This is a genomic window from Actinoplanes sp. NPDC051851 (genome assembly GCF_040681165.1).
Taxonomy (GTDB): Bacteria; Actinomycetota; Actinomycetes; order Mycobacteriales; family Micromonosporaceae; genus Actinoplanes.
This window is the reverse complement of record NZ_JBFAYF010000074.1, coordinates 13568-39663: the sequence shown is the minus strand read 5'-3', so window position 1 is coordinate 39663 and position 26096 is coordinate 13568. Positions and strand designations below refer to the sequence as shown.

The 26096-nt window shown below is 71.5% G+C and carries 27 protein-coding genes; 18 read left to right on the top strand and 9 right to left on the bottom strand.

Annotated features, from left to right (window positions below; translation table 11 throughout):
* Positions 1–252 precede the first annotated feature (252 nt).
* Complete coding sequence (locus AB0M08_RS41210) at positions 253–1365, top strand: FAD-dependent monooxygenase (RefSeq protein WP_364505801.1); 1113 nt, start codon at positions 253–255, stop codon at positions 1363–1365.
* An 80-nt stretch (positions 1366–1445) separates the two neighbouring features.
* Here AB0M08_RS41210 and AB0M08_RS41205 read toward each other — a convergent pair whose 3' ends face one another.
* Positions 1446–1958 (bottom strand): LytR C-terminal domain-containing protein, encoded by a 513-nt coding sequence (locus AB0M08_RS41205; protein ID WP_364505799.1) that lies wholly within the window; start codon positions 1956–1958, stop codon positions 1446–1448.
* 111 nt (positions 1959–2069) lie between these two features.
* On the opposite strand from AB0M08_RS41205, the gene AB0M08_RS41200 reads away from it, so the two are divergent.
* Both AB0M08_RS41200 and AB0M08_RS41195 read left to right on the top strand, forming a co-directional pair.
* The gene (locus AB0M08_RS41200) at positions 2070–2636 is read left to right on the top strand and encodes a hemerythrin domain-containing protein (RefSeq protein ID WP_364505797.1); all 567 of its coding nucleotides are present in this window, start codon (positions 2070–2072) and stop codon (positions 2634–2636) included.
* A gap of 80 nt (positions 2637–2716) precedes the next feature.
* Positions 2717–3814 (top strand): glycosyltransferase, encoded by a 1098-nt coding sequence (locus AB0M08_RS41195; RefSeq protein ID WP_364505796.1) that lies wholly within the window; start codon positions 2717–2719, stop codon positions 3812–3814.
* Here the strand turns inward: AB0M08_RS41195 and AB0M08_RS41190 are convergent, their stop codons facing one another.
* Positions 3815–5053 carry a helix-turn-helix domain-containing protein gene (locus AB0M08_RS41190; RefSeq protein WP_364505794.1) on the bottom strand — a complete coding sequence of 413 codons (1239 nt, stop codon included), beginning with the start codon at positions 5051–5053 and terminating at the stop codon, positions 3815–3817. It abuts the gene before it with no gap.
* 35 nt (positions 5054–5088) lie between these two features.
* On the opposite strand from AB0M08_RS41190, the gene AB0M08_RS41185 reads away from it, so the two are divergent.
* Together AB0M08_RS41185 and AB0M08_RS41180 are read left to right on the top strand one after the other, a co-directional pair.
* Entirely contained in the window at positions 5089–6243 is a 1155-nt protein-coding gene (locus AB0M08_RS41185; protein WP_364505792.1) for a helix-turn-helix domain-containing protein, read from the top strand.
* Positions 6244–6285: 42 nt separating this feature from the next.
* Positions 6286–7530 (top strand): GNAT family N-acetyltransferase, encoded by a 1245-nt coding sequence (locus tag AB0M08_RS41180; protein ID WP_364505790.1) that lies wholly within the window; start codon positions 6286–6288, stop codon positions 7528–7530.
* Here AB0M08_RS41180 and AB0M08_RS41175 read toward each other — a convergent pair.
* A complete protein-coding gene (locus tag AB0M08_RS41175; protein ID WP_364505788.1) occupies positions 7448–8323 on the bottom strand; it encodes an SDR family NAD(P)-dependent oxidoreductase in 876 nt (291 codons plus the stop codon). The genes AB0M08_RS41180 and AB0M08_RS41175 overlap by 83 nt on opposite strands.
* A gap of 55 nt (positions 8324–8378) precedes the next feature.
* Here AB0M08_RS41175 and AB0M08_RS41170 point away from each other — a divergent pair, with 55 nt between their 5' ends.
* Both AB0M08_RS41170 and AB0M08_RS41165 read left to right on the top strand, forming a co-directional pair.
* Complete coding sequence (locus tag AB0M08_RS41170; protein ID WP_364505786.1) at positions 8379–9191, top strand: MerR family transcriptional regulator; 813 nt, start codon at positions 8379–8381, stop codon at positions 9189–9191.
* A 139-nt stretch (positions 9192–9330) separates the two neighbouring features.
* Positions 9331–9846 (top strand): hypothetical protein, encoded by a 516-nt coding sequence (locus AB0M08_RS41165; RefSeq protein ID WP_364505784.1) that lies wholly within the window; start codon positions 9331–9333, stop codon positions 9844–9846.
* A 61-nt stretch (positions 9847–9907) separates the two neighbouring features.
* On the opposite strand, the gene AB0M08_RS41160 is transcribed toward AB0M08_RS41165, so the two are convergent.
* A complete protein-coding gene (locus AB0M08_RS41160; RefSeq protein WP_364505782.1) occupies positions 9908–11644 on the bottom strand; it encodes a M28 family peptidase in 1737 nt (578 codons plus the stop codon).
* A 242-nt stretch (positions 11645–11886) separates the two neighbouring features.
* Here AB0M08_RS41160 and AB0M08_RS41155 point away from each other — a divergent pair, with 242 nt between their 5' ends.
* Positions 11887–12408 (top strand): hypothetical protein, encoded by a 522-nt coding sequence (locus AB0M08_RS41155; RefSeq protein WP_364505780.1) that lies wholly within the window; start codon positions 11887–11889, stop codon positions 12406–12408.
* A gap of 49 nt (positions 12409–12457) precedes the next feature.
* Here the strand turns inward: AB0M08_RS41155 and AB0M08_RS41150 are convergent, their stop codons facing one another.
* Together AB0M08_RS41150 and AB0M08_RS41145 are read right to left on the bottom strand one after the other, a co-directional pair.
* Complete coding sequence (locus AB0M08_RS41150) at positions 12458–13066, bottom strand: response regulator transcription factor (protein WP_364505778.1); 609 nt, start codon at positions 13064–13066, stop codon at positions 12458–12460.
* Between the two features lie 78 nt (positions 13067–13144).
* Positions 13145–13615, bottom strand: a complete 471-nt coding sequence (locus tag AB0M08_RS41145; protein ID WP_364505776.1) for a hypothetical protein — start codon at positions 13613–13615, stop codon at positions 13145–13147.
* 49 nt (positions 13616–13664) lie between these two features.
* Between AB0M08_RS41145 and AB0M08_RS41140 the strand changes: the two genes are divergently transcribed.
* Positions 13665–14054: a hypothetical protein gene (locus AB0M08_RS41140; RefSeq protein WP_364505774.1), complete on the top strand. Its 390-nt coding sequence runs from the start codon at positions 13665–13667 to the stop codon at positions 14052–14054.
* Between the two features lie 196 nt (positions 14055–14250).
* Here AB0M08_RS41140 and AB0M08_RS41135 read toward each other — a convergent pair whose 3' ends face one another.
* The gene (locus AB0M08_RS41135; RefSeq protein WP_364505772.1) at positions 14251–16965 is read right to left on the bottom strand and encodes an AAA family ATPase; all 2715 of its coding nucleotides are present in this window, start codon (positions 16963–16965) and stop codon (positions 14251–14253) included.
* 72 nt (positions 16966–17037) lie between these two features.
* Here AB0M08_RS41135 and AB0M08_RS41130 point away from each other — a divergent pair, with 72 nt between their 5' ends.
* The 3 genes from AB0M08_RS41130 (at position 17038) to AB0M08_RS41120 (ending at position 19737) form a co-directional block, all read left to right on the top strand.
* Positions 17038–17841 carry an alpha/beta hydrolase gene (locus AB0M08_RS41130; protein WP_364505770.1) on the top strand — a complete coding sequence of 268 codons (804 nt, stop codon included), beginning with the start codon at positions 17038–17040 and terminating at the stop codon, positions 17839–17841.
* A gap of 29 nt (positions 17842–17870) precedes the next feature.
* Positions 17871–18818, top strand: coding sequence for an alpha/beta hydrolase (locus AB0M08_RS41125; RefSeq protein WP_364505768.1), 948 nt, complete (start codon positions 17871–17873; stop codon positions 18816–18818).
* Between the two features lie 97 nt (positions 18819–18915).
* Complete coding sequence (locus AB0M08_RS41120; RefSeq protein WP_364505766.1) at positions 18916–19737, top strand: SAM-dependent methyltransferase; 822 nt, start codon at positions 18916–18918, stop codon at positions 19735–19737.
* A 15-nt stretch (positions 19738–19752) separates the two neighbouring features.
* Here the strand turns inward: AB0M08_RS41120 and AB0M08_RS41115 are convergent, their stop codons facing one another.
* Positions 19753–20253, bottom strand: a complete 501-nt coding sequence (locus tag AB0M08_RS41115; protein ID WP_364505764.1) for a hypothetical protein — start codon at positions 20251–20253, stop codon at positions 19753–19755.
* Positions 20254–20313: 60 nt separating this feature from the next.
* On the opposite strand from AB0M08_RS41115, the gene AB0M08_RS41110 reads away from it, so the two are divergent.
* A complete protein-coding gene (locus AB0M08_RS41110) occupies positions 20314–20742 on the top strand; it encodes an MBL fold metallo-hydrolase (RefSeq protein WP_364505762.1) in 429 nt (142 codons plus the stop codon).
* A gap of 57 nt (positions 20743–20799) precedes the next feature.
* Here AB0M08_RS41110 and AB0M08_RS41105 read toward each other — a convergent pair whose 3' ends face one another.
* Positions 20800–20970 carry a hypothetical protein gene (locus tag AB0M08_RS41105; protein ID WP_364505760.1) on the bottom strand — a complete coding sequence of 57 codons (171 nt, stop codon included), beginning with the start codon at positions 20968–20970 and terminating at the stop codon, positions 20800–20802.
* Positions 20971–21655: 685 nt separating this feature from the next.
* Here AB0M08_RS41105 and AB0M08_RS41100 point away from each other — a divergent pair.
* The 5 genes from AB0M08_RS41100 to AB0M08_RS41080 are packed head-to-tail and all read left to right on the top strand — an operon-like array spanning position 21656 to position 26096.
* A complete protein-coding gene (locus AB0M08_RS41100; protein ID WP_364505758.1) occupies positions 21656–22282 on the top strand; it encodes a class I SAM-dependent methyltransferase in 627 nt (208 codons plus the stop codon).
* A 1-nt stretch (position 22283) separates the two neighbouring features.
* The gene (locus AB0M08_RS41095; RefSeq protein WP_364505756.1) at positions 22284–23447 is read left to right on the top strand and encodes an inositol-3-phosphate synthase; all 1164 of its coding nucleotides are present in this window, start codon (positions 22284–22286) and stop codon (positions 23445–23447) included.
* Positions 23444–24217: an MBL fold metallo-hydrolase gene (locus tag AB0M08_RS41090; RefSeq protein ID WP_364505754.1), complete on the top strand. Its 774-nt coding sequence runs from the start codon at positions 23444–23446 to the stop codon at positions 24215–24217. The genes AB0M08_RS41095 and AB0M08_RS41090 overlap by 4 nt, the downstream gene beginning before the upstream one ends.
* Before the next feature lie 2 nt (positions 24218–24219).
* On the top strand, positions 24220–25740 hold the full coding sequence (locus AB0M08_RS41085; RefSeq protein ID WP_364505752.1) for an adenylyltransferase/cytidyltransferase family protein: 1521 nt from the start codon (positions 24220–24222) through the stop codon (positions 25738–25740).
* A complete protein-coding gene (locus AB0M08_RS41080) occupies positions 25737–26096 on the top strand; it encodes a hypothetical protein (RefSeq protein WP_364505750.1) in 360 nt (119 codons plus the stop codon). The genes AB0M08_RS41085 and AB0M08_RS41080 overlap by 4 nt, the downstream gene beginning before the upstream one ends.

Sequence of the window (26096 nt, the reverse complement as noted above, 5' to 3'; positions counted from 1 at the left end):
CCACCCCCTCGACCGCACCCGCACCACCCACCTACAACGCCTCGACTTCACCCTCGCCGCCTAAACCCCGAATAAGCCAGCAGGGTCACGGGTGTCTCGGACCGCCCGAGGCACCCGTGACGACCAGCCAGGACCGCGCGGGCCCGGCGGACGTGGCCCGGGCGGCCGGGCGTACCGGGGGTGAAGGACGCGGGTACCCATGCTGCCGGGCCGTCGTTGAGTGGGGTGAACCTTCCCAGCGAGGAGATCCCCATGACACGTCCGCGCCTGCTGATCGCCGGGGGTGGGATCGCCGGGCTCGCGCTGCGGCACGCGCTCGCCCGCCGCGGGGTGGAGGCCGAGGTGGCCGAGCGCGCTCCGGGTGCCCGGAGCGGCGGGACCGGGCTCTACCTGCCCGCGAACGCCGTGCGGGCGCTGCGGGATCTCGGGCTGGCCGACGCGCTCGGCGCGCGGGCGGTGCCGGTGACGCGGCAGGAGTTCCGGGACCACCGGGGGCGGCTGCTGGCCGGTTTCGATCTCTCGGCCGTCTGGGGGGACACGGACGGGTGCCGGGCGGTGCGGCGGGCGGACCTGCATGCGGTGCTCGCCGGCGGGCCGGAGGCCGCGGGTGTGCGGTACGGGAACGCCGTGGAGGCGGTGCAGGACGACGGCAGCGTGGTGTTCGCCGACGGGTCGAGGGGACGCTATGACCTGGTCGTGGGCGCGGACGGCGTCGACTCCGCCGTACGGGAGAGCGCCTTTGAGGGGGTTGATCCGGTTTTTCTGGGGCAGATCTGCTGGCGCTTCCTCGCTCCGGCGGGTGATCTGCCGGCGGGGACGTGGACGGCGCGGCTCGGGAGCCGGGGGCGGACGCTGCTGACGCTGCCGATCGGGGACGGGGACGTGTACTGCTTCGCGGCGGTCGACAGCCGTGTCCCGGAGCCGCCGGGTGGGGACTGGCGGGAGATCTTCGCGGACTTCGACACGGGCGGGCTGCTGGACCACGCCCGGAACGCGCACTTCGCGGCGTTGCGGGAGGTGCGCGGGGACGACTGGATCCGGCCGCACGCGGTGCTGCTCGGGGACGCGGCGCACGCCTGCTCGCCGAGTATGGCCCAGGGGGGCGCGATGGCCCTGGAGGACGCCGTGGTGCTGGCCGAGGTGCTGGCCGAGGTGCTGGCCGGCGCCCGCACCCGCGACGATCTGCCGGGGGCGCTGGCGGAGTACCGGCGGCGGAGGGCGCCGCGCATCCGTTTCGTGCTGGCGCAGAACCGGCGGCGGGACCGGGCCCGCGCGCTGCCCGGGCCGGTCCGCGCGGTGCTCTTCCGGCACCTGGGTCTCCCGGTGATCCGCCGCAACCACGCGGGGCTGCTGGCCCGGCCCTGATCTCCGCCACGCCGGGCGCGACCGCCGCCGATCCTTCCCGTGCGGGTGCCCGGCGGAGCGAAGGACGCCGGCCCCGGCGGTCAGGCCGGGCAGGTCCCGGGCGGCGCGACCGGCGAGCCGAGCTGCGCCAGCGACTGGTTGACCTCGGTCGTGGTGGCGAGCTGCCGGTACCGGGTGCCGATCACCACGTCGATCACGCCGGTGGTGCGCTTCGCGTCGAACCGCGGCTCGGCCTCGCCCAGGAAGTACGCCCGGATCCACTGCGCGGCGCCGACCGCCTTCGGCCCGTACGTGACGACCGCGACGTCGGTCACCTTCGACCCGTTCTTCGCCGGCTTCCGCGTCACGAAGCCCCGGTCCGCGAAGTCCCGGCTCACCTGATCGGCGACGCCCGCCCGGCGGGTCCCGTTGAGCACCCGCAGTTCGACCTGCGCCGGGCGCTCGGGGAGGGCGAGGTTCACCGTGGTGGAGCAGCTCTCACTGGCCATCGCGACGCTCTGCGTGTCGTGTGCCATCGCGATCGCCGCGAGGACCGTCGCGCCTGCTGCCAGGGAGCCGATGACGCGGTAAGCCCGCCGGCGAGTGTCGTCCATGCCGCCCTTGTTGCCCACCTATCGCCCGCCGTGAACCTCCGTTTCCAGGAGTGGGCGTCCCGAGGACGGGTATGCGGGCGGGACCCACCGCCGAGGACGTGGAGGTACGCCATGACGGCCACCCGGCAGGACCAGGACGTGATCGATCTGCTCCAGGAGCAGCACGACGAGATCAGGGCGGTGTTCGCCGAGGTCAGAAGCACCGCGGGCGAGCAGCGGACCGATGCCTTCCACCGGCTCGTCCGGCTGCTCGCGGTGCACGAGAGCGCGGAGGAGCTGGTCGTCCACCCGGTCGCCCGGCACGACGCCGGCGACGCCGTGGTCGACGCCCGGCTGCACGAGGAGAACGACGCCAAGCGTGAGCTGACCAACCTGTACGCGATCGGTACCGGCGCGCCCGGCTTCGACGGGCAGTTCGCCGCGTTCGAGCAGGCCGTGCTCGCCCACGCCACGCACGAGGAACAGCAGGAGTTCCCCCTGATACGGCGCGGGACCGACCCGGCGAAGCTGCGCCGGATGGCGGGTGCCCTGCGCGCGGCCGAGGCGATCGCGCCGACCCGCCCGCACGCCGGGGTCGGCGAGAGCGCGACCACGACCATGCTGACCGGCCCGCCGATGGCGGTCTTCGACCGGATCCGGGACGTGGTCCGCGACTGGCGCCGGGCGAACGAACCCTGAGTTCCCGAGACCGTGAACCGGCGTCCCCCGGAGACGTCTGGCATGGGTGACACCTCTCCCCGAACCCGATGGAGACACCCATGCGGATCCTCTTCGCCACGACCGCCGGAATCGGTCACTTCCGCCCGCTGCTGCCGTTCGCCGCCGCGAGCGCCGCGGCCGGGCACGAGGTCGCGGTAGCGGCGCCCCGGTCGTTCGCCCGGCAGGTCGCCGCGGCGGGCCACCGGCACCTGCCCTTCGACGACGTGCCCCCGGTCACGCTCGCCGCCCTGCACCGGGAGGCCGCGCGGGACCCGGGCGGCACCGACCGTTTCGCCGCCGAGCTCTTCGGGCGGCTCGCCGCCGGTGCCGCCCTGCCCGGCCTCCGGGAGGCCGTGGAGACCTACCGGCCGGCGCTGATCGTCCGGGACGTCGCCGAGCTCGGCTCGCTGGTGGCCGCGGCGTCGTACGGCATCCCGGAGATCCCCCTGGTCGGCAGCCTCCAGGACTTCGCCCGCCGTCTCCTCGCGGACGCCGTCCCGCTCCTCGCACCGCTCGGCCTGGGCTTCGCGCCGCCGGACACGCCGTCGCTGAGCCTGTTCCCGGCCGCCGTCGACCCGGCCGCGCAGCCACCGGCGGTCCACCGCTTCCGCGACGGCACGGCACCCGCGCGGGCGGTGCCGGTACGGCCGGTCGTGTACCTCTCGTACGGGACGGTCGCCCCCGGCGACACCGAGGGGGCCGCGGCGCTGCGGGCGAGCGCCGACGTGCTGAGCGGGCTACCGGTCGACTTGGTGGTGAGCACCGGCCGATCAGAACCGAGCATCTGGCGGGGCGTCGGGCGCAACGTCCGCGCCCGGCCCTGGGTCGACGAGGACCGGGTCCTCGCCCGCGCGTCCGCCGTCGTCTGCCACGGCGGCGCCGGCACCACCCTCGCGGCCCTGCGCGCCGGGGTGCCGCTGGTGGTGGTGCCGCGATTCGGCGATCAGCCGGCGATCGCCGGCGCGGTCGCGGCGAGCGGCACCGGTCTCCGGCTGCCCGACGGCGGCGCGCCGAAGCCGGACGACCTGCTGGAGGCGGCCGAGCGGGTCCTCGGCGAGCCGTCCTTCAGCGAGCGGGCCGCCGCCCTGGCCCGCGAGATCGGGGCGCTGCCGCCGGTCGCCGAGGCCGTCCCGCTGTTCGAGCGGCTGGCGGCCTGATCAGCGCCGGCCGCGGCCCTGAACGGTATTCAGGTTGTGGTGCAGCAGGGTCAGCTCCAGATCCCTGCGGACCCGCGGATCCCAGCCGGTCACCTCGCGCCAGCGGTCCAGCCGGTACTTCAGCGTGTTGGGATGCAGGTGCAGCCGCCGGGCCGCGACCGGGATGGAGAAGTCGCTGTAGGCCCAGAGCACCACCGCCTCCTCCAGGTGGGCGGGCGCACCGGCGCTCGCGCTGACCAGGGGCGCCAGCCGGTCCGCGTCGAGCATCAGGATGATCGGCATCCACTCGTCCTCGAAGCTCACCGGGCGCCCGCGGGCCACGCTCAACCGCAGCGCCGCCTCCGCGTCGGTCAGGCTCTCCGCCGCGCCGTCCAGCCCCGTGCGGCTCAGGCCCAGTCCCAGGCATTCCGCGTACGCCGGGCCGAGCGCCCCGAGCACGCCGTCCGGCTCGCCGCCCTGAAACAGCACGACGACCAGACCGGGCCGCACGGCGACCGCCACCGCTCCGGGGCGGGTCCCTGTCGATGGCCCGGGACGGCTCCCCGCCGACGGCCCGGGACGGGTCCGGAGGCGGCCGTGGAGCGCCTCGGCCGTCTCCGGCTCCGGGGCCGGGCGGCAGCAGACCACCTGGAACGCCCCGTCCGGGTCGAAGCCGAGCCGCCGCGCCTGTCCCGCCAGGTTCACACCCCCGGTCCGGCCGGCGAACAGCGCCTCCACCAGGCGGGCCGCGGTGTCCACGACGGACGTGTCCGCGGTGTGGCCCTGGATCGCGGCCGCCGACAGGGCGTGGACCCAGGCCCAGCACAGGCCGGCCCGGCTGATCAGCTCACCGGTCACGCCGTGCGCCCGCGCCCGCTCACTCAGGTCGTCCCAGACGCGCCGGCCGGCCGTGTGACAGGCGTCGGCCACCCGGGCGGCACCGGCCCCGGACTCCCCCAGCCGGTGGCCCCACTCGCGGTGCGGGACGAGATCGTCCGGTCCGGGCAGCCGCCGCCGGGCGACACCGTCGAGCACCGCGACCGCCACCTCCCGCACCCCGTCCCGCCAGGCGCCGTCCCTGTCCCCGTCCCGGTCCTCGGGCTCATCCCGGTCCTCGCGCTCGACCTCGTGACCGGCCTCGTGACCGGCCTCGTGACCGGCCTCGTGACCGGCCTCGTGCTGGTCCCTCTCCCTGTCCGAAAACGACGCCGCGGCCTCGGCACAGAGCCGGGAGATCAGGTCCTCGACGTCCGCCTCCACCCGGCACCTCCCCGCTCCCGTGCGATCGTAGACGGATGTCCGATCCGGTCGAGATGATCATCCAGGACGTGCGGGACGCCGCCGGCGAGCTGGCCACCCGCATCGGCGCCGAGGCCCCCGCCGGCCCGTCCCACGACTGGGCCGGTCTGGTCCGGACCGTCCTCACCGGACTCGCCGAGCGGCGCCCGCCCACCGAGGCCGAGCTGAGCGCCGAGCGACGGTCCGGTCTCCTCCGCGCCGCCCACGGCGTACCGCTCGACCAGGTAGTGGCCGCCTACCATCTCGGGTTCCGCCGGATCTGGGAGGAGCTTCTCGCGTACGCCGGAACCCCGCGCCCGGACGGCCTGCTCGACCTGGCCGGCCTGCTGTGGTCGTGGCTGCCGGCGCTCGCCGGTGCCGCCGCCGAGGGTGCCGGCGAGGCGGCCCGGCGGCAGCGGGAGGACGTCCGGCGGGACACCGGCACGCTGGTGGACCTGCTCGCCACCGGACAGGCCGGCACCGGGGAGTGCCGCGCGCTGGCCCACCGTCTCGGCTTCGACCCCGACGGCGACTTCCAGGTGACGGCCACCCCGGCACCCGGTCCCCCGGCACCCGGCTCTCCACAGCCCGCTCCCCCGGCGCCCGGCTCCTCGCAGCCCGGTCTCGCGGCGGCCGGCTCTCCGCAGCCCGGCTCTCCGGTCGCGGCTGATGGGGACGCCGGTCGGTGGGTGATCCGCGACGGCCGGATCCTGGTGCTCGCCCAGGCCGGGGTGCCGCATGAGCCGCCGCCCGGGCCGGTCACCGGCACCAGTCTGGTCCGGCCCGGGCTCGACGGGGCGGCGGCGGCCCTCCTCGACGCGGCGAGCGCCCTCGACCTGGCCGTCGCGCTGGGCCGGCCGGTGGACTTCCGCACGGACTGGCTGTGGATCACCATGCTGCGCCACCTGGACCGGCTGCGCCCGCTGCTCGTCCCCGGCCGCCCCGCCGACCAGCCGCAGCTCGGTGCGGCGGCCCGGGCGTACGGCGACGGCGGGTGGTCGATCGCGGGCGCCGCGGTGCACCTGGGCCTGCACCCGAACACCGTCCGCTCCCGCCTCGACCGGCTCGGGCGGCTGGCCCGGCTGGACCCTCGGTCGATCGCCGGACAGCGCCTCTCCGTCCTCCAGGATCTGGCCACCGAGGTCGACGCGGCCCGCAGCAGAGCCGAGTGACCACGGCCGTGCCCACCAGCCCGCACGGTGATGTGCCGGCTCGTGGCTGGCGCCGGACCGGATCGTGGCCCGCACGCCGGCCACGGTCCCGGCGCCCACCACGATCGCCGGGGTGAGCAGGGTGAGCGGAGTGAGCGAGCGGGCAGGGCGAGCGGGTATGCGGGCAGCGACGATCGCCACACCGTCGCGTTCCCCGGTGAACCGCGCCGGCCCGGAACCGTCCATCAGGTCGCAGGCACCCCGCCGATCGAGGAGACGACGTTGCCGGACCCGGTACCCGCGATCCTGGCGTCCACCAGGGCCTTCGACCCGGAGGCCCACCTGGCGCTGCTCGGCGACAAGCGGTTCCACATCGCACCGGACGGTGACGCGTTCCTCATGTACGGCGTCCACCGCCGGTTCTGGATCGCGGTCGGCGCCCCGGTCGGCGCCCCGCACGCGCTGCCCGGCCTGCCCGCCCGGTTCTGCGCGGCGGCGCGGGCCGCCGGCGCGCAGCCCGCCTTCACCCATCTCGGCGCCGGTCCCGCCGCGCGGCTCGCCGGGCTCGGCATGGCCGTCCACCCGATGGGCGCGGCCGCGTCCATCGTGCCGGGCACGTTCCTGCTGGCGGGGAGCGCGCGCGGATCGCTGCGCCGCTCGTGGCGACGGGTCCGGGACCTCGGCGGCGTACGGTTCCGGGTGCACGGGGACGCCGGGCCGCTGCTGCCCGAGCTCCGGGCCGTGTCGGACGCCTGGCTCGCCGGCCGCCGGGAGACCGGGTTCTCGCACGGTGTGTTCCTTCCCGCGTTCCTGACCGGGCGGCCGGTGGCGGTCCTGCGGGTGCACGGGACGGTGGTCGCGTTCGTATCGCTCTGGCCGACACCGGACCGTCGCCTGGGCGTCGATCTCATGCGCCACTCCCCCGCCGCGCCGCCCGGCGCGATGGACTTCCTGCTGACCGAGCTGATCCTGTGGGCGCGCGAGGCGGAGCTGCGCCGCGTCGACCTCGGGCTGGCGCCGCTCAGTGACCTGACCGGCGACGACGCCCTGTCCCGCCTGGGCCGGCTGGTGCTCCGGCACGGCGAACGGTTCCACGGCTTCGCCGGACTGCGGCATTTCAAGGCGAAGTTCCGGCCCGAGTGGTCCCCGCGCTTCGTCGTCGCACCCCATCGTCATCAGCTCCCTCTCGTGCTCGGACGGGTGGTCCTGCTGGGGCGGGCCACGCTCACGGCCCCGGGAAGTCGGCGGAGCGAGCCAGCGCCTCGGTGGCCCGGAGACCGGACAGGGTTTCCCGGAGGCTCGCGGTGACGGCGTCGAAGGCGGCGTTGCCGAGCACGAGCCGCTCGGGTGGTGGGTCCCGCCGCATCGCCGCGAGGACGGCGCGCACGCCCCGGTGCGGATCGCCCGGCTGCCGCCCGTGCTCCCGGGCCATGGTGTCGCGGACCGCACCGATCAGCGGCCGGTAGCCGTCGACCGTCTCGCCGGCCGCCTCACCACTCGTCTCGCCGGCCGTCGCGGCGGCCGGGCGGGCGGCGAAGCCCGCGTACGCGTTGGTGCGGAACGCGCCGGGCTCCATGGTCAGCACCCGGACGCCGAACCCGGCGACCTCGTGGCGCAGCACCGCGGCGAGGCCCTCGACGGCGTGCTTGGCGGCGCTGTAATACCCGAAACCCGGGACGCCGCGCAGCCCGGCTGCCGAGGACATCATGACGATCCAGCCGCCGCCCCGGTCGCGCATGCCGGGCAGCACGGCCCGGGTCACGGTGACGACGGCGAAGAAGTTCAGCTCGAACGTGTCCCGCACGGTGGCCTCGCCGGTGCCCTCGACGGACCCGCACCAGCCGCGACCGGCGTTGTTGACCAGCACGTCGATCCCGCCGAACCGCGACTCGGCGGCGGCCACCGCGGCGCGCACCCGCTCCGGGTCGGTGACGTCCAGCTCCAGGACCAGGACCCGGCTCCCGTACGCCGCGGCCCACTCGTCCAGCTCGCCGGCACGGCGGGTGGTCAGCACCACGCGGTCGCCGGCGCCCAGCGCCGCCTGCGCGTACGCCATCCCGAACCCGCCCGGGGTACCCCCGGTGATGAACCATGTCCTCATGGGACGAGCCTGAGCCTTCCCCCAAGGGGAGAGTCAAGCGTGGAGACTGGGTGACATGCGACCCGGGCTGACCATCGGCGAGTTCGCCACGCTGACCCGTCTGAGCGTGCGGACGCTGCGCCGGTACCACCAGGCGGGCCTGCTGGTGCCCGCCCGGGTGGACCCGCACACCGGGTACCGGTACTACGCCGCCGAGCAGATCCCGTCCGCCCAGGTCATCCAGCGGCTGCGGGAGCTGGACGTGCCGCTCGCCGGCATCGGCGCCGTCCTCGCGACCGACGACCCGGCCGAGCGCGGCGCGCTGGTCGAGGAGCATCTCGGCCGGGTGGAGGAGGCTCTGGACCGTGCCCGCGCGACCGTCCTCTCGCTGCGCCGGCTGCTGAGCCCCGAAAGATCCGGTCCCAGCCCTTCCCTGCGTACGATCGGAGCCCGCTCCGTCGCCGCCGTCAGCGGTGAGGTGGACCGCGGCGAGAGCCTGGCCTGGTACGCGTCGGCGATGGCCGAGCTGGACGCGGCGTACCCCCGGGAGGAGCGCACCGGAGCGCCCGGCGGGCGTTACGCCAACGAGCTGTTCACCGCGGGCCGCGGCCTGATGACCGTGTACCGCCCGGTCCGCACGCCCCGCGCGCACGGGCGCGTCGAGGTCCTCGGCCTGCCCGCCGCCGAGCTCGCCGTCGTCGTCCACCACGGACCGCACGACGACATCGACGTCACCTACGGCCGGCTCGGCGCCTGGGTGGCCGGCCACGCGCTCGCCGTCGACGGCCCGGTCCACGAGAGTTACCCGGTCGGGCCGGCCGACACCGGCGACGCCGCCCGCTGGCGCACCGAGATCGGCTGGCCGGTCTTCCGGATCACCGGTCGCTGAGCGCCGGCGCCCGTTCCATGACCCGGTCCTGGGCCTCGCCCTCGGGGAGGAGTCACGTGTTCGGGGCGAGGGATGAACCGGGCCGTACCGCACCCGTCCGAGGGGGTGAACGCCGACCTTACGCACCGAGGAGACCGTCATGCTGAGCGTCACCGTGCAACCCCAGCCCTCCGCCGCCGGGCAGCCGGAGCTCCGGGCGCCGATCATCCACAGTGGGGTGGCGCCGGTCCGGGGGCTCTCCGCCGGGCTGGTCCGGCTGGCGGGTGGCGGGCACGCCGCACCGCACACCCACGCGCACTCGGAGACGATCATCCACATCGTCGCCGGGTTCGCGGCCACGCTCGCCGGCGACCGCCTCGAACGGGTGGTGCTGCACGCCCCCGGCTCGGTGCTCTACATCGCGCCGGGTATCCCGCACCTCGCGGTGAACCTCTCCGGCGAGGAGCGGGTCCTGGCGCTCGAGACCCGGACCGAGCCCGGCTTCGACGACGTGGTGCCGCTGCCGGAGCTCGACGCCGTCGCGCCGTCGCGGATCGCGGAGGTCCGCCGGTCGTACGCGGCCGGCGAGTTCGCCGGCCTGCTGGCCGGCCCGACGACGGCGACGATCAGCATCCGGACGGAGAGCCTCCCCGGCCCGGAGCCCGTCTTCCTCTGACCGGGAACACCATCCGTGCCCGGGTCCGGCCGCCACCGGTCCCGGAGCACGGCGTGGTGGGTCAGCTCACGGTCAGCGCCGTGTCGTCGATGACGAAGGACGTCTTGAGCGACGAGTCCTCGACGCCGGTGAAGCTGAGGGTGACGGTCTGCCCGGCGTAGGCCGACAGGTCGAACGTGCGCAGCGTGTAGGCGGCGGCGTTCAGGTTGGAGTAGACCTGCAGCGTGGTGCCGCCGACCGCGACGGTCAGCGTGTCGTAAGCCGTGCTGGTGGTCGTCTCCGACGTGACGATCTTCAGGTAGAAGGTCAGCGCGTACGAGGTGCAGCCGCTCGGCACGGTCACCGACTGGGTGAGCGTGTCGGTGTGCGTCGAGCCGTACCCGTCGAGCCACGCGGAGTACGTGCCGGTCCGCGGCGCGCCGGTGCCGGTGTTCGCGCCGATGACGCCGCTGCTGGCGGTCCACGAGGTGGCGCCGGACTCGAACCCGGCGTTGGCGAGCAGCTGCCCGGCGCCGGTGCACGTCGTCCCGCCGGTCCCGGTGACGGTCAGCGTGTACGTGGCGGTGTGCGTCGTCGTGCCGGTCCCGGTCACCGTGATGGTGTACGACCCGGCCGCGGCCGCCGTGGTGGTCGCGATGGTCAGCGTCGACGAGCTGCCCGAGGTGACCGACGTGGGGCTGAGGCTCACCGTGACGCCGGTGGGCGCGCCGGTCGCGGTCAGCGCCACGGTCTGCGCGCTGCCCGAGGTGGTCGCGGTGCTCACCGTGGCGGTGGCCGAGGAGCCCGCGGTCACCGAGCCGGTGGCCGGGCTGAGCGCCACCGAGAAGTCGTTGGTGGTCGTGGTGGACGTGGTGAGGTTCCAGGCCGCGTAGAGCTCGGCGTTGGCGTACCGGCCCAGCGAGGTGGTGTTCACGTTGGACGGGTAGGTGTCGCAGGCCTTGTGGTAGCAGGAGTCGTACGCCGCCCCGGCCGTGCCGCCCCACTTGGTCACCTGGGCGCTGGTCTTGGTGTAGCTCGCCCCGGTCGAGTTGATCGAGGACGGGATGCCCGCGTCGCGGAACGAGTCGTCGTCGCTGCAGCACTCGGTCGACGTCTCGGTGGCGACGCCGATCGAGGTGAAGTACTCCCGCAGCTTGACGGCGATCGCGTCGGTGCCGGTCACGAAGTAGCCGCCGTTGGTGGACGCGATCATGTCGAAGGTGCCGTACGCCTTGATCGCGCTCTTCTGCGCCGTGGTCAGCGAGTTGACGTAGAACTTGGAGCCGATCAGGCCCTGCTCCTCGCCGGCCCACCAGCCGAAGCGCACGTGGTTGGTCATGGTCGGGCTGTTCGCGGCGAACTGGAGCGCGGCCTCGAGCAGGGACGCCGTACCGGAGCCGTCGTCGTTGATCCCCGGCCCGGCCGACACGCTGTCGGAGTGGGCGCCGAACATGTAGACGTTGCTGGTGTCGCCGCCCGGCCAGTCCGCGATGATGTTCTTCGCCGCGCCGCCGGTGCAGGTCGTGCAGGTCTGCACGGTGACGGTGAACCCGGCCGCCGTCAGCTTCTGCTGCAGGTAGGTCGTGGTCGCCGTGTGCCCGGCGGTGCCGGTCGCCCGGTTGCCGCTGTTGGCGGTGGCGATGGTCTGCAGCTGCGACAGGTGGGCGTTGACGTTGTCCACGCTGACGGTCGGGGCCGCCAGCAGCGTGACGTCGGCCGTCGCGGCGGGGGCGGCCACCGCGGGCAGGGCGCCGAGCATCACGGCCGCCGCGGCGACAACAGCTACGGCAGGTCGTGCCGTCACCGTTCTGAGTCTCATGTGGGGTTCCTAGGGTCGATGCCGATCTATGGCCGACCGTAGGAGAACAGGGGAATGCCTCCCGCCACAAGATATCGAAACGCTTATATCCTTTCGGCCGCGGAGCCTGACACGTGTCACGCCGGCCGATGACAGCGCTCACTGGGACGAGCCCGCATCGACGGCGAGGCTTGTCGATGTCAAGAGGATTCGGACGTACGTGTTCAGCAGGAGGAACGATGACACCTCGGCAACGGCTATCGATGATCGTCGTGACAGTGCTCGCGGCGTTGGGACTCAGCTTCACGGGGGCGGGCGTGGCGAGCGCCGCCCCGAGCCCGGCAGCGGCCGCACCGCCCGTCGCCGCGCTGGCCACACCGATCACCGGCACCGGCGACGACGGCTCCTTCGCCGGTACCTTCACCCCGTCGCAGTTCTCGGCACAGGACGGGCGGCTGCTGGCGACCGGCGTGCTGACCGGCACCGTCAGCGACGCGGACGGCGCGGCGATCGGCACCGTCACCCGTACCGTCAGCCTGCCCGTCACCGTCGACGCGGCGACCTGCCAGGTGCTGAACCTGATCCTCGGGCCCCTGCACCTGAACCTGCTCGGACTGGTGATCGACCTGAACCAGGTGCACCTGCTGATCACCGCCGTCCAGGCACCGGGCAACCTGCTCGGCAACCTGCTGTGCGCGATCGCCCACCTGCTCGACGGCACCCCCACCGCGGGCGGACTGGCCGCGCTGCTCAACGCCGTCCTGGCGCTGCTCGGCGGGCTCTGACCGGCCGCTCCGGCGCAGCCGCACCCACCCGGGTGCGGCTGCGCCGCCGTCATCGGAACCAGCCGCCGACCTCGGCGAGCCGGACCGCCTCCAGACGGTTGCGGGCGCCGGTCTTGCGCAGAATCGTGGAGATGTAGTTGCGCACCGTGCCCGCGCTCAGGTGCAGCGCGGCGGCGACCTCCGCGGACGGCACCCCGGACGCGGCGACGCTGAGCACGGTGAGCTCCCGCGGCGACAGCGGACTGCGCGGCGCCGACACCGTCGCCACGGCCAGGGCCGCGTCGATGACCCGCTCGCCCCGCGCCAGCCGGCGGATGTCGCGCACCAGCTCACACGGGGCGGCCCGGGTGCCGACGACACCGTCGACGCGCAGGTCGAACGCCCGGTGGAGCAACGCCGGCTCGTCCGGGCCGGCCAGCACCAGGGTGGCGCAGCCGGGCTGCTCCGCGACGAGCCGGCCGATCGTGGCCGGGCCGTCACCGGCCAGCAGCGCGATGTTGACCACGGCCACGTCCGGCGGGACCGCGCGGGCCATGCCCAGGGCCTGGTCGAGGTCCTCCAGGACGGCGACCACGTCGAGGTCCCGCTCCAGCGACAGTGCCGCGGCCAGAGCGCCGCGCAGCAGATTCATGGGTTCGGCGAGCAGAATGCGAATCACGATGGCCTCCCAGCCGGATCGAGCGTCGGGACGGCCGGCTCGGCGCCGGCCGGTTTCCGGATCCCCGTGGGAGGTCGTTCAGCGGGGAGGGCCCAGATAGCGGACGGTACGTCCGCGGGCAGTGCGATCGACGGCCGCGCGACGGCCGGTCACCGTCACCTCGGGCCGCCACGACGACGGGACGGTGCCCGTCGTGGGCGCGGTACCGCCACCGGCGTCGCGCGCCTGGCCGCCGAGACCCGGACGGTCGACCGGCGGCAGCGGCACCGCCGGCACCGCCGGCACCGCCCGCGATGCGACACCGCCGGCCGGCCCGTCCCCGAGCGCCCGTGGAAGCGAACACACCGGCGCGGACACCGTCGGCGGCGCCTGCCGGCGAGCCGGCGACCACGAGGACGGTTCCGGCGAACCGGCGAGTGCGGCCCGCGCCGCACCGGGGAACACGGCCCACGAGGGCGCCCGCGGCGGCTCCGGCGACTGCGGCAGAACCGGAAGGGCCACCGGCGACAGGCCGGAGAGCACCGCCAGTTCACGGAGCGAAGGCAGCACAGGCAACACCTGCCGGACGGCTCGCGTGACGGTCACCGTGGCTCGCGCGATGTCACGGCCCACACCGGCCGTGGGCCGGTGCGGCTTCACGGCCGTGGGCCGGTGCGGCTTCACCGCTGCGGGCCGGTGCGGCTTCGCGGCCGTGACCGGTGGCCGCCGGGCCGCCTCGCCGGACCGGATGGTCGAGACCCGCTCCGGAGCGGGCACCCTCGCCGCCACCGTCGTCGTCCGCGGGTGGACCTTCCTCGGCGCCGAGACCCTGTCCGGGTGCGCCGTCGTCAGCGCGGATCCCCGGAGCGGGCGAGCCTTCGCCGTCGTCGACCTCGTGACCGGCGAGGCCGGGCGGGGGACGACCTTCGCGACGCCGGTGGCCACGGCCTTGACCGAACCCACCGGATCCGTCACGCCGGCCGATCCGGTGTCCGCACGCGCCGCATGATCGAAGAGCATGAGCACCACATACACCGCGACGGTCACGCCGAGCAGCACGAGCAGGCGCACCACGCGCCGGGTCGCCCCGGTCGCACCGCCCTCTCCCCGCGCAGCGCCACCTCGCATCCCGATCTGACTACCCACCCCCTTTCCGATGACACCCATCAATGCAAAATCCTCTTTCCGGGGTACGACCGGAGCCGCTACGCGCCGCCGGCCAGCGCCCCGGCCAGCTTCCGGCGTGACGTGATGGCGAGTTTGCGGAAGATCTTGGTGAGGTGGTACTCGACGGTGGAGGTGCTCAGGAACAGGCGGGCCGCGATCTCGGTGTTGGTCGCGCCGGCCGCGGCCAGGGTCGCCACCTGCGTCTCCTGCGGGGTCAGGCCGTGACCGGCCTGCTCGGTGCGGCTCTCCGGCCGCTCCCCGGTCGCGGTCAGCTCGGTGCGGGCGCGTTCGGCGAAGGCGCCGGCGCCCATCGTCGAGAACATCTCGTACGCCGTACGCAGTTCGGCGCGGGCATCGGCACGCCGGCGGCATCGGCGCAGCCACTCGCCGTACAGGAGATGGGTCCTGGCCCTTTCGATGGCGATCTCGGTGCGCGCGAGATGGCCGGCGGACTCGCGATAGAACTGCTCGGCGTGCTCGTCGCCGGCCGTCAGCGCGCGGCAGCGGGCCAGCAGGCCCAGTCCCCAGGGGGTGGCGCTGACCGGGACGCGCTCCTGCATCCGGGTCAGCGCGGCCGTCGCCGCCTGATCGTCGCCACCACGAACGCCTGCCTCGACGATGTCGTGCAGGGAGCGGTTGGCCACGCCGGGCATGTCGCGCTCGAAGGAGGGCAGCAGCGCGGCGAGCGCCTCGGCGTAGCGACCGTGGGCGATGTCCAGGACGGCCAGACTGTTCCTGATCACGTCGTCGAAGCCGATGCCGGCGGTCACGGCCGCGCGGGCCTCGGCGTCGCGTCCGCTCCAGGCCATCAGCTCGACCCGCTGGATCTGCGGGTGGGCCTGGCGCAGCACGTCACTGAGTTCGGCCAGCTCGTCGTGGCGGGCGGCGGCAGCGGCGAACCGGCCGGCCCGCATCTCCCAGGTGGCGCCGACCATGAGCGTGGTCCGCAGGGTGCCCAGGGCGCCGGTGGCCCGGTCGTGGGCCTCGAGCTTCTGCCAGGCGCGGCGGCCGGCCGCGTCGTCCCACACGTCCTCGGCGGTGAACGCGCTGATCACGGCGAGCGGAAGGCTCTGTTCGGCGAGGTCCGCGGCGCCGTTCAGCGCGGTCAGCGCGTCGCGCATCAGCGGGACGGCGTCCCGGTAGCCGACCGCGGTGCGGGTGGCGAACCCGAGCAGGAACAGGTCGGTACAGGTCGGCGCCGTGGTGCGGGCGACGGGTGAGGCGAGCACCTCGCGGGACAGCTCGCGCAGGGTGAGCGTGGTGGCACGGTCGTCGCTGAACACGATGGCCTGCAACGCCTCGAACATCATCCGGCGCGCCAGCCCGGCGTCGAGATCGGCGATCGACGCCGCCGCCTCCACCAGGGTGGCGGGCACGTCGGCGAACCGGCCGGAGTAGATCTGGGCGGTGGCCCAGGCCTGCCGGGCCAGGGCACGCGGCACCGGGTCGGCCAGGCCCGGCTCGGCGCGGGCGATCAGCGCACGGGCGGCACGCGGCTCGCCGAGCGCCAGGTGGGCACGGGCCGCAGCGACCAGGCGGGTGGCCTGATCGCGGGGGTCCGGGGAGAGTTCGGCGGCCCGGGACAGGAACGCGGCCTGCTCGGCGTAGCCGCCCCGGGAGCGGGCGTCCTCGGAGGCCCGTTCGAGGTCGGCGGCGACCCCCTCGTCGAGCCCGATCGTCGCCTCGGCGCGGTGCCAGGCGTAGCGGTCCAGGTCGTGTACCGGATCGCAGACCCCGGCCAGGGCGGCGTGCACCCGCCGCCGGTCGGCCGCGGCGGCGCCGCGGTAGACGGCAGAGCGGATCAGCGGATGCCGGAACCCGAAGGTGTCGGTGAGGATGCCCGCCGACAGGGCCGGATCGGCCCGGTCCGCGGCGACGCCGAGCTTCGCGGCGGCCCGCCACAGCAGGGTGGGCTCGTCCGGCGGGGCTGCGGAGACCAGCAGCAGCAGCGTGCGCGTCTCGGCCGGGAGCCGCTCGACCTGCCGCTGGTAGTGCGACTCCAGCAGCGCGCCGACCGGCAGCGACTGCGGCAGCGGGGCGGTGCCGGTCAGCTGCTCCGCGGTCAGAGTGCCGGCCAGCTCGACCAGCGCGAGCGGGTTGCCGCCGGTGCCGTCGACGAGCTTGGCGGCGACCGCGCCGTCGACTCGCCCGGCGATGCTCGCCGTCAGCAGGTCACCGGCGTCGTCGCCGGGCAGGCCCGCCACGGTCAGCGTGGGTAGCCCCTCGAAGAGGGACAGCCCCTGCGGGCGGGTGCCGACGACGAACCCGATCGCCTCGGCGTGCAGCCGGCGCGCGACGAACGCCAGCACCTCGGCCGACGCCCGGTCCAGCCAGTGCGCGTCGTCGACGACGCAGAGCAGCGGCCGTTCCACCGCGGCCTCGGCGAGCAGGGTGAGCACCGCCATGCCGGCCAGGTAACGGTCGGCCGGGACGCCGGCCTGCCCGCCGAACGCGGTCCGCAACGCGTCGCGCTGCGGGTCGGGGAGCGCGTCGATCCCGGTCAGCCAGGGGCGCACCAGGCGGTGCAGCGCCGCGAAGCCGAGGACCGTCTCCGACTCGACCCCGACGATCCGGACCACCCGGATGTCCGGGTGGCCGGTGGCGACCCGGTCGAGCAGGCTGGTCTTGCCGGTTCCCGGCTCACCGGAGAGCACCAGGGTGCCGCTGCGCCCGTCCCGGACCCCGTCCATCAGCTCGGCCAGGACACGCTGTTCCTCCCGGCGCCCGATGAACGATGTCGATGATCTCCCCATGACCCCAGTAGATCAGGACCCTGGGGGGTTTCCATGATTCGGGGGCGGGGGTCCGCCTGGTGTGCTTGTCGCATGACGACGAAGACAGCGACACCGGTCATCTTCATCCACGGCCTCTGGCTCCACGCGACCTCCTGGAACACCTGGGCCGAGAGGTTCGCCGCCGAGGGCTACGCCCCGATCGCCCCCGGCTGGCCCGGCGACCCGGACACCGTCGCCGAGGCCCGGGAGACCCCGGAGAGCATCGCCGACCACGGCATCGACGACGTCGTCGCGCACTACGCCGGGATCATCCGCGACCTCGGCACCCCGCCGATCCTGATCGGTCACTCGTTCGGCGGCATGATCGCCCAGAAGCTGCTCGGCCAGAACCTGGCCCAGGCCGCCGTCGCGATCGACGCCGCACAGATCAAGGGCGTCCTGCCGCTGCCGCTCTCCGCCCTGCGCGCCACCCTCCCGGTCTTCAAGAACCCCGCCAACAAGCACCGCGCCGTCTCCCTCACCCCCGATCAGTTCCGGTACGCCTTCGGCAACGCCATCCCCGCCGACGAATCCGACGCGCTCTTCGAGCAGTGGACCATCCCGGCACCCGGCAAGCCCCTCTTCGAGGCCGCCGCCGCGAACTTCAACCCGCACTCCCCCGCCAAGGTCGACACCGGCAACCAGACCCGCGGACCCCTGCTGCTGATGACCGGCGGTAGGGACAACACCGTCCCCGAGGCCGTCGTCCGGGCCACGCTCAAGCAGTACCGGCACTCGGAAGCGGTCACCGACATCACCGAGTTCCCCGGCAAGGGCCACTCGCTGACCATCGACAGCGGCTGGACCGAGGTCGCCGACACCGCCCTGACCTGGCTGCGCAGCCAGGGCCTCTGAACCTTCCCTTCTCTCTCCAGGAGCTCACCATGAAGATCGTCCTCGCCCTCGCCGCCGCCGTCGCGACCCTCGCCACGGTCACCGCCGGCACGGTCCTCTCCTCCGCCACTCCCCCGGCCGCCACGTCGGAGCGCCTGCCGTCGGGGTTCACCGAGAACAAGACCGACGGCATCCACTACGTCATCGGTGGCCACGGCCCGACCCTGGTACTGATCCACGGCTATCCGCAGACCTGGTACGAATGGCACGGGATCATGCCGGCGCTGGCCGAGCACTACACGGTGATCGCCCCCGACCTGCGCGGCGCGGGCGGCAGCGACGCCCCGGCCACCGGCTACGACAAGAAGACGATGGCCGCCGACCTGCACACGCTGCTCACCCGGCTCGGCCGGACCGAGGACGTCCGCATCGTGGGGCACGACATCGGCACGATGGTCGCCTACTCCTACGCGGCCGCGCACCCCGCCGACGTGACGAAGCTGGTGCTCAGCGAGGCGCCGATCCCGGACCCGAGCATCTACGACTTCCCGTCGCTGACCGCGAACGGTCCCGGCGCGTGGCACTTCGGGTTCTTCGCGCTCGCCAACGGGATGCCCGAGCAGATGATCCAGGGCCGGGAACAGGTCTGGATCGACCGGTTCGTCGACAACCTCGAGGTGCAGAAGGGTGCGGTCAGCCCGGCGGACGTCGCGGTCTTCGCCGGCCACCTGCGCGAGCCGGGACACCTGCGGGCGAGCCTGGAGTGGTTCCGCACGCTGCCCGAGGACATGGTGAACGACGCCGCGTACCAGAAGACGAAGCTCACCATGCCGGTGCTGGCGATCGGCGCGTCCGGAAGCCTCGGCTCCTTCGTGAGTGACAAGGCGAAGGAGTACGCCACGAACGTCACCGAGGCGGTCATCGCGGACTCCGGTCACTGGATCTACGAGGAGCACCCGGCGGAGACGACCGCGCTGCTCCTGGAATTCCTGGGCTGACGGCCCGGCACGCCATCGGTGCCCCTCCTCCCGTCGATTCCGGCGGAGGAGGGGCACCGGCGCTTGCGTACACATAGGATCGACTCGGAGGCGAGCCATGGCTGACGCGAGTTCCTGGGTGCCGGAGGGCGTGGACATCACGGTGCCCAACGCCGCGCGGATCTACGACTTCGCGCTGGGCGGGGTGCACAACCTCCCAGTCGACCGGGAGTTCTTCACCGCCCTGGCGGCGACGGTCCCGGGGATCCGCGAGGTCGCCCTGGCGAACCGGGCGTTCCTCCGCCGCGCCGTGCGTTGGCTGGCCGGGGAGCACGGGATCGACCAGTTCCTGGACATCGGCTCGGGGATACCGACGGTGGGCAGCGTGCACGAGGTGGCTCGGGAGATCAACCCGGACGCCCGGGTGGTCTACGCGGACATCGACCCGGTCGCCGTGGAGCACGGCCGCAGCCTGCTGCGGGACGATCCGCACGCACACGCGATCCGCGGCGACCTGACCGATCCGGACACCACCGTGTTCCACCGCGAGGTCGCCGAGCACCTGGACTTCTCCCGGCCGGTCGGCGTACTCATGGTGGCGGTCCTACACTTCGTACCGGACTCGGCGGACCCGAAGGGAAAGATCGCCCGGATCGCCGAGGCTCTCGTCCCCGGCAGTTTCCTGGTGCTGTCACACGGCGGCCGGGAGCCGGACGGCGAGAAGCGGGACCGGCAACTGGCCGCGCTCACGATGTACGACCGGACCCCCACCCCGGCGACCATCCGTGAACCCGATCAGGTGGTGGACCTGCTCGGGGACGCGTTCGAGCTGATGGATCCCGGCCTGGTCCTCGCCGACCGCTGGCGCCCCGACCCGGAGCAGGACACGGAGAGCCTCCCGCAGACCATGGTCTACGCCGCCGTGGCCCGCCGCCGCTGACACTCTTCACAGATGCTAGAGAGACAGCCGGGCGAACCAGTTGTACCAGTTCGGCTTCCAGGTCTGCCCGCCGTCGAACGAGAACGCCTGATTCCACTTCGGGGTGCCGGTCGTCGTGTCCGACCACTCGAACCGCACCCTGACCGGGGTACCGTCGAGGACGTCGTCGCAGTAGAACCGGCCGACGCCGTCCTCCTCGAACCGGCCGACCACCAGCGGGTCCAGCACGCCCGGGCGGCTGCTGGACGTCCACCAGATCCGCCAGACCCTCTCCTGCGGGTCGAACAGCCGCAGGGTCATCCCCTCGAACGGCCGGCCACCCGATGGCATCGACTCGACCAGCATCCGGTCGGTGTTGCCCAGCCCGTACAGCCGGATGTCGCCGGTGGAGACCGAGTCGAACTCGACCCACTCGTCGCACTCCGGGTCGAGCGGGTCGACCAGCTTGCGGTGGTGCATCTGCCACACGCCGGGCACGAAGTCGAAGTCGTGCCGGCCGTCGTCGTCGTCGGACATGGGATCTCCCTGGCTCGTCATGTGTCAGGAGCAAGGGTGCGGAGTTACCCCTGACATCTCTTGTCAGGGATCCGCGCCGAGGTCGTCAGCCACTACTTCGCCGGGGACACGCTGCTGGTTCCCGAGCTACCGGCCCTGACCGAGCGGTACGGCCCGCCGGACGTCGCGCTGCTGCCCATCAACGGCCTGCGCATCCGGACGGCGGGCAACAGGCAGGTCGTCATGAACGCGGAGGAGGCAGCCGAACTGGCCGCCGCGCTGCGCCCGAAGCTGGCGGTACCGCAGCACTACGCGTTCACCGGCGGCCCGGTCGGCGACCGCTTCGTCCTCAAGAGCGACAAGGACCCCGCCCGATTCGTCGAGGCCGCGACCCGCCTGGCCCCACCGTACCGGTCAAGGTCATCGCCCCGGGCGAACCGCTCACCGTCGCACCCTGAACACTGGTCCTGGCTGGGGCTCGGGGGCTCGGAGCCCGCGAGACACTCCTGACCGCCAGCCAGCAGCTGAGCGGATTCGGCGGGCGCGACCGGAGACCTCGCCGCGGCGTCAGGCCTCGCGGTCGGCGATGGCCTCCGCGCCGGAACGCCGGCGCGGCACCGCGGGACGCTCGTGCTTCCCCAAGGCCGCAGTGCCGGACGGCAGCCGGGTGTCCAGCAGGCGCAGCACCGTCGCCAGCACCACAGCGATCACCACCACCGCACCCAAGTTGATCGGCACGGTCGGGAGACCCAAGTCCTTCCTGCTCGAACCGCCCCACCCCCCGAACAGAGGTAGGTGATCCGACGGACCACCCAGCGGCCCAGGTGACGCGAGAACGGTGGCCCCGCCACCCCAGCACGCTGACTCAATCATGCCAGCTCAATCACACGAGCACACCGGCACCCACCAACGGTCATATGCACCGCGCCCTACCCACCTGAACCAGACATCCCGACCCGACCATGGGACAGCAAGGCCAGTTCACTGGCCGGTTCCGCATCGCGCACACTGATCATCGCAGCCATTGTTTCGATCATTGATTCTTCGTAAAGCCATGATCAGGAAAGGGCTGCACTCATGATCGGCCATCATCACATCGATGAACCCAGCAGGTTAAACAACAAGCCCAAGGCGAGAACGAAGCGGATCTCGGGACTCCGCGTGACACCAGGACGGGCGAATCTCAACGGATTTTATATCGAATGTGGACAATGGCCACTTTGTTTCAGTTAGGTCAAGCGGCTTGCCTGATTTCCGTATCCGGTGCTGTCGGGATGCTTGCATTGGTCTTGCGAAGTGCATGATACTGGCCCGACCGACCGCTCTGCATGGTCAACAAGGCCATGCCGTCGTTGAACCGGAGGTCCCGTGAGCGACAGCTGCACGACTCTGATATTCAAAAAGCGAAGCGTTCTTCGCTGACATGGGGCGCTCAACAGCCGACGACGCCACCTTCGATGACGGCGAAATGCCACGGCTCCTGTTGGAAAATCTGATCGGCTACGACAAGCTTGCGAAGCTTCTGCAGTATCCCGAGCAGCTTCGCCTTCACCCGGCGGGCGAGGAATCCGGGCGCTTGCTACAGATCATCTGCAAGACCGCAGGAGCCGGGCACATCCTGGAACTGGGTTCGGGGTGCGGGTATTCGACGGTGTGGTTGGCGGCTGCGGCCCGCGAAACCGGTGGTTCGGTGACCGCCACGGAGAAGGACGCGGCGAAACGGTCGATCGCTCAGGAGTTGCTCCGGATTTACGGCCTCGACGGCCTTGTGACCTGGAAATTCGATGCGCTGACAGCTGCTGCGGAGACGGCCGGCGAGCCAGCCGATGTCGTTTTTCTGGACCTTCCCAAGGGAAGGTACCGGAAAGCGCTGCGCATTGTCGCCGCGAACAATAGGAGACCTTTTACGCTACTTGCCGACAACATGATGAGCCATCGGTTGCAGACCGCTGACTTCATCAGGGAACTGGACGACATGGGATGCGAGCACGTCTGCGTCCCGATCGGCAAAGGGATCGAGATCTGCCGAGTTTACGAGGCGGTGAGCTGACATGCCCATCGGCCTGCTGATCGTCGGAATCAACGGTGCGACGGCGAACACGACCGTGGTCGGAACGATGCTGGGCACCGAGCGGGAACTGCACGGCGGTTCGATAATCAACGCCCTGCCCCGAAACCTTGTCGAGAGATTCCCGCACCCGTCCGAGTTCGTCTTCGGTGGCTGGGATTCCGGCCCGGATGCCGACGCGTTCGACCTGGCGAGAGGGTACGCGATCCTTCCTCCTCACGTCTTGGCCAGGCCTCGGGGCAGCCGCATCCCGGTTTACCAGCCGATCGTCACACGACATGACGTCAGGGAACTCGTGGCGAAATACCCGTTCCGTCCGGCGCAGGACCAGGTGGAGCGCATCCGGGAGGACATCGCCATGTTCCGCGCCCAGAACGCCGTGAGTCAGTGTGTCGTGATCTACCTTGCGTCGCCCGGAGTCGAAGTGGACTCGGAGGTCCATTCGTGGGACGCGGACGCGTTCCACGAAGCCCTCAGTGTGAACGACGACCGGATCACGTCGAGCATGCTCTATTGTCAGGCCGCCCTGTCCGAAGGATGCGCGTTCGTCGATTTCACGCCCACTGCGACGCTCGAGATACCGGCTTTCCGTGAGATCGCGGAGCGAGAGGGCCTGCCGATCGCGGGACGCGACGGAAGCACGGGCCAAACCCTGCTCAAGGCGGTGTTGGGAGAGATGCTGCGTAACCGCGGCCTCCGGCTGACGGGCTGGTACAGCACGAACTTGCTCGGGAACAACGACGGACTGGTACTTTCCCGCCCCGAGCATTCCACCATCAAGATGTCCGATAAACGTGACGTGCTGGCCCCGGTCATCGGCTACGAGGACTTCACGAACCTTGTGGAGATCAATTACTACGCACCCAGGGGGGACAACAAAGAGTCTTGGGATCTCGTGGATTTCGCGGGCTGGCATGACCAGGCGATGTCCTTTCGGGTGAACTGGCTCGGGCGGGACAGCATCTTGGCGGCGCCTCTCGTTCTGGATCTCGCTCGGCACATGTTTGTTGCCCTGCGACTCAAAAAGCGTGGCTTGTTGGACTATCTTGATGTGTACTTCAAACGGCCGCTGGGCAAGGGTTGGCGGCCGTTCAGTGAGATGTACGGCGACCTCGTGCGAGAACTACAGAAGGACTGTGGATCGTGAAACTGACTTACCTTGGAACTTGCGGTAATCAGACCGCCGACAGGGAGGCAACCGGCTTCGTAGTCCAAGAGGGAGAGACAGTGCTCCTGGTTGACGCCGGCCCGGGCGCGACTCGCCAGGTCTACCGGACGGAATTACCGTGTGCGGCAGTCGAGAACATCGTGATCACTCACGCACACGGCGATCATGCATCCGGTCTGCCCTACCTACTCTGGAGTTCCTTTTACGATCGACTCGCGGGGACGACCGGGCCGGACACCGTGAAGATCTATGCACTCGAGGGAATCCTTCAAGGGCTCCAATCGACGTTGCGGTTCTACTACGACCCGGCACGGTGGCCGTTCACGATCGATTGGCTACCCGTGCCGATCGGGCAGAAATTCGATATCGGCTCGCTGCGGGTCACCGCAGTCGAGGTGCAGCATTCGGTTCCCAACATCGGATTGCGTATCGAGAATGGCGAGACGGTCGTCAGTTATAGCTCGGACACTGTGCACTGCCCGGCTTTCGTGGAGTTGGCCCGCGGCTCGGATCTAATGGTCCACGAGGGATTCTGCCGCACTGCCCTGGCGGATCTTGCGGGACGGACTGGTCATTCCACGGCGGCCGAGGCCGGGCGGGCCGCACGCGAGTCCGGTGCGAAGAGGCTGCATCTCGTTCATCAGTTCCCCTCCGAGTACCCGCACCTCGCCACTCTGATCCGAGAAGCGTCCGCCGAGTATGAGGGGCCCGTGACGGTGCCTGTCGACCTCGACGTCGTGGAGGTCTAGCAGTGACCGAGTCATTGCCCAGATGGCCTATTCTAGGAGGAAGGTGGCAGCCATTTCACCTTGGCCATCTGAGCGTGCTGCAGATGCTCTTGGAAACAAATCCGCGTGTCATCGTAGCCGTCGTCAACCCAGATCCGCTGAACCCGTTCGACCGGAGCTTCGACAGATTTCGTCTCGAAGATAATCCGCTCAACTACTGGGAGCGGACCTGGCTGTTCAGCAGGATAGGCCTGGATGAGCACCAGCTCGGACGGGTGCATATCGTCCCGACTTGGCATCCGCGGGCGAGTGTCGAACGGGAGAGCTACTACCTCCCCCCGCAGCGGCATCGATACTGGTACGTGCCTGCTCTCGAGGATTCGGAGAGTGCCAAGGCATCTGATATGCGACGTCTGGGTGAGACCATCGTGCTGGCGGACGACATTCCGATGGGGCTCGAGTTCCGTAGCAGCCTGATCCGCGCCAAGATCCGTCGGGGGCAGGACGTCAGCACCACGGTGCCAGCCGGAACCGCTGAGGTATTCGCGGCAACGGAGACCGTAGGACAGCAGTGGTTCCCCTCGCTGGCGCGCGAGTTCGCCATGCTCGTCGGACGATTCCAGCCCTTCCACCGTGGGCATGCTTGGGCTCTGCAGTGGGCCGCGGAACGATACGAGCACGTCGTGATCGCGGTCCGGGTTCCCGAACCTCCCCGAACGGCGGGAGATGATCCGCAACACGATGACGCGCACGGTGCACACAACCCACTCACCTACTGGCAGCGGATGCTGGCCATCAGCGCAACAGTCAACGATCTCGGTCTGACGCAGAGCACGACAGTGGCGCCGTGCTGGCCTCCGCTGTGGCAGGTGGCCGGCGAGGAGGCGTTCCTGCCCCGCAAGCGCGTCTGGTTGTTGCCGGACGCGAACGGAACCGGAGTGGAACTCACTGCGGGGCTCCGGTCCAGTGGTGAGGACTGTATTAGGGTTCCGGTTCCCCAGGAACTGACCCACATATCGGGAGCACTGGTCAGGAGACTGGCGAGCCGGGGCGACAACGCCTGGAAGGACCTCGTACCGTCCAGCGCCGTCATCGCTCTTGAGGAGATGCACTTTCCGGACCTGGCTCGCGCTTCGGCGGCCAAATGGCCGAAATTCGTCGAATCGTACCTCGACTCGAAACAGCAGGCCACCGTACTGTTTCAAGGTTCGGGAGTCGGGCAGGCAGGAGCGCCGACGGCAGCCGTCTTGGCGGTGATGCTCGCGCGTGTCGAGGATCTGCTCGCCTATTCGACTGAGCATGTGGCCACTCGGGAACGGCTCCTGGAGCGACTTCCGCAGGCCGGGGTAGGGCTGGAGGAATTGCAACTCTGGCGGGCCCGCCGAAGTCGGCTGATCGCCCTCGGCGCGAGAGTCAGGCAAGCCAGCGCTCGTATCGGGCGCTCAGAGCTGCTCAACATGCTCGACCTCGTCAACAGCGCCGGCCGTGAGATCCTCGCTGACGCCTGGGACCCTATCGATACGGTCGGAGAGTCGCCAGCATGAGCCGATTGATGTTGATATCACCGGCCTTCTGGTATTTCCTTGCTGGCCTCGCGTCCAGCGCCTCGCTCAATCTACTGACGAGCATCCCGGGAAACAAAGAGGAGGCCAGTAGTTATTTCGTGGCGGCAGTGCCGTGGCTGCTCGTCGCGGCCAGCCTGGCGGTTGCGGCATCCTGTGTCGAATCTGCCCGACGGGAGAGTGACCGGCTAACCCCCGACACGCTGTCCAGCGTTGAGCGAGCTGCCATTGAGAAAGCCATACTGAAACGTTCGGTCCGGACGTTCTCCTGGGCTGCGACGTTGTCATTGGCGTTCGTCATCGTAGGTGTTGTCGTGATCCTTGCAGTCTTCAGATAG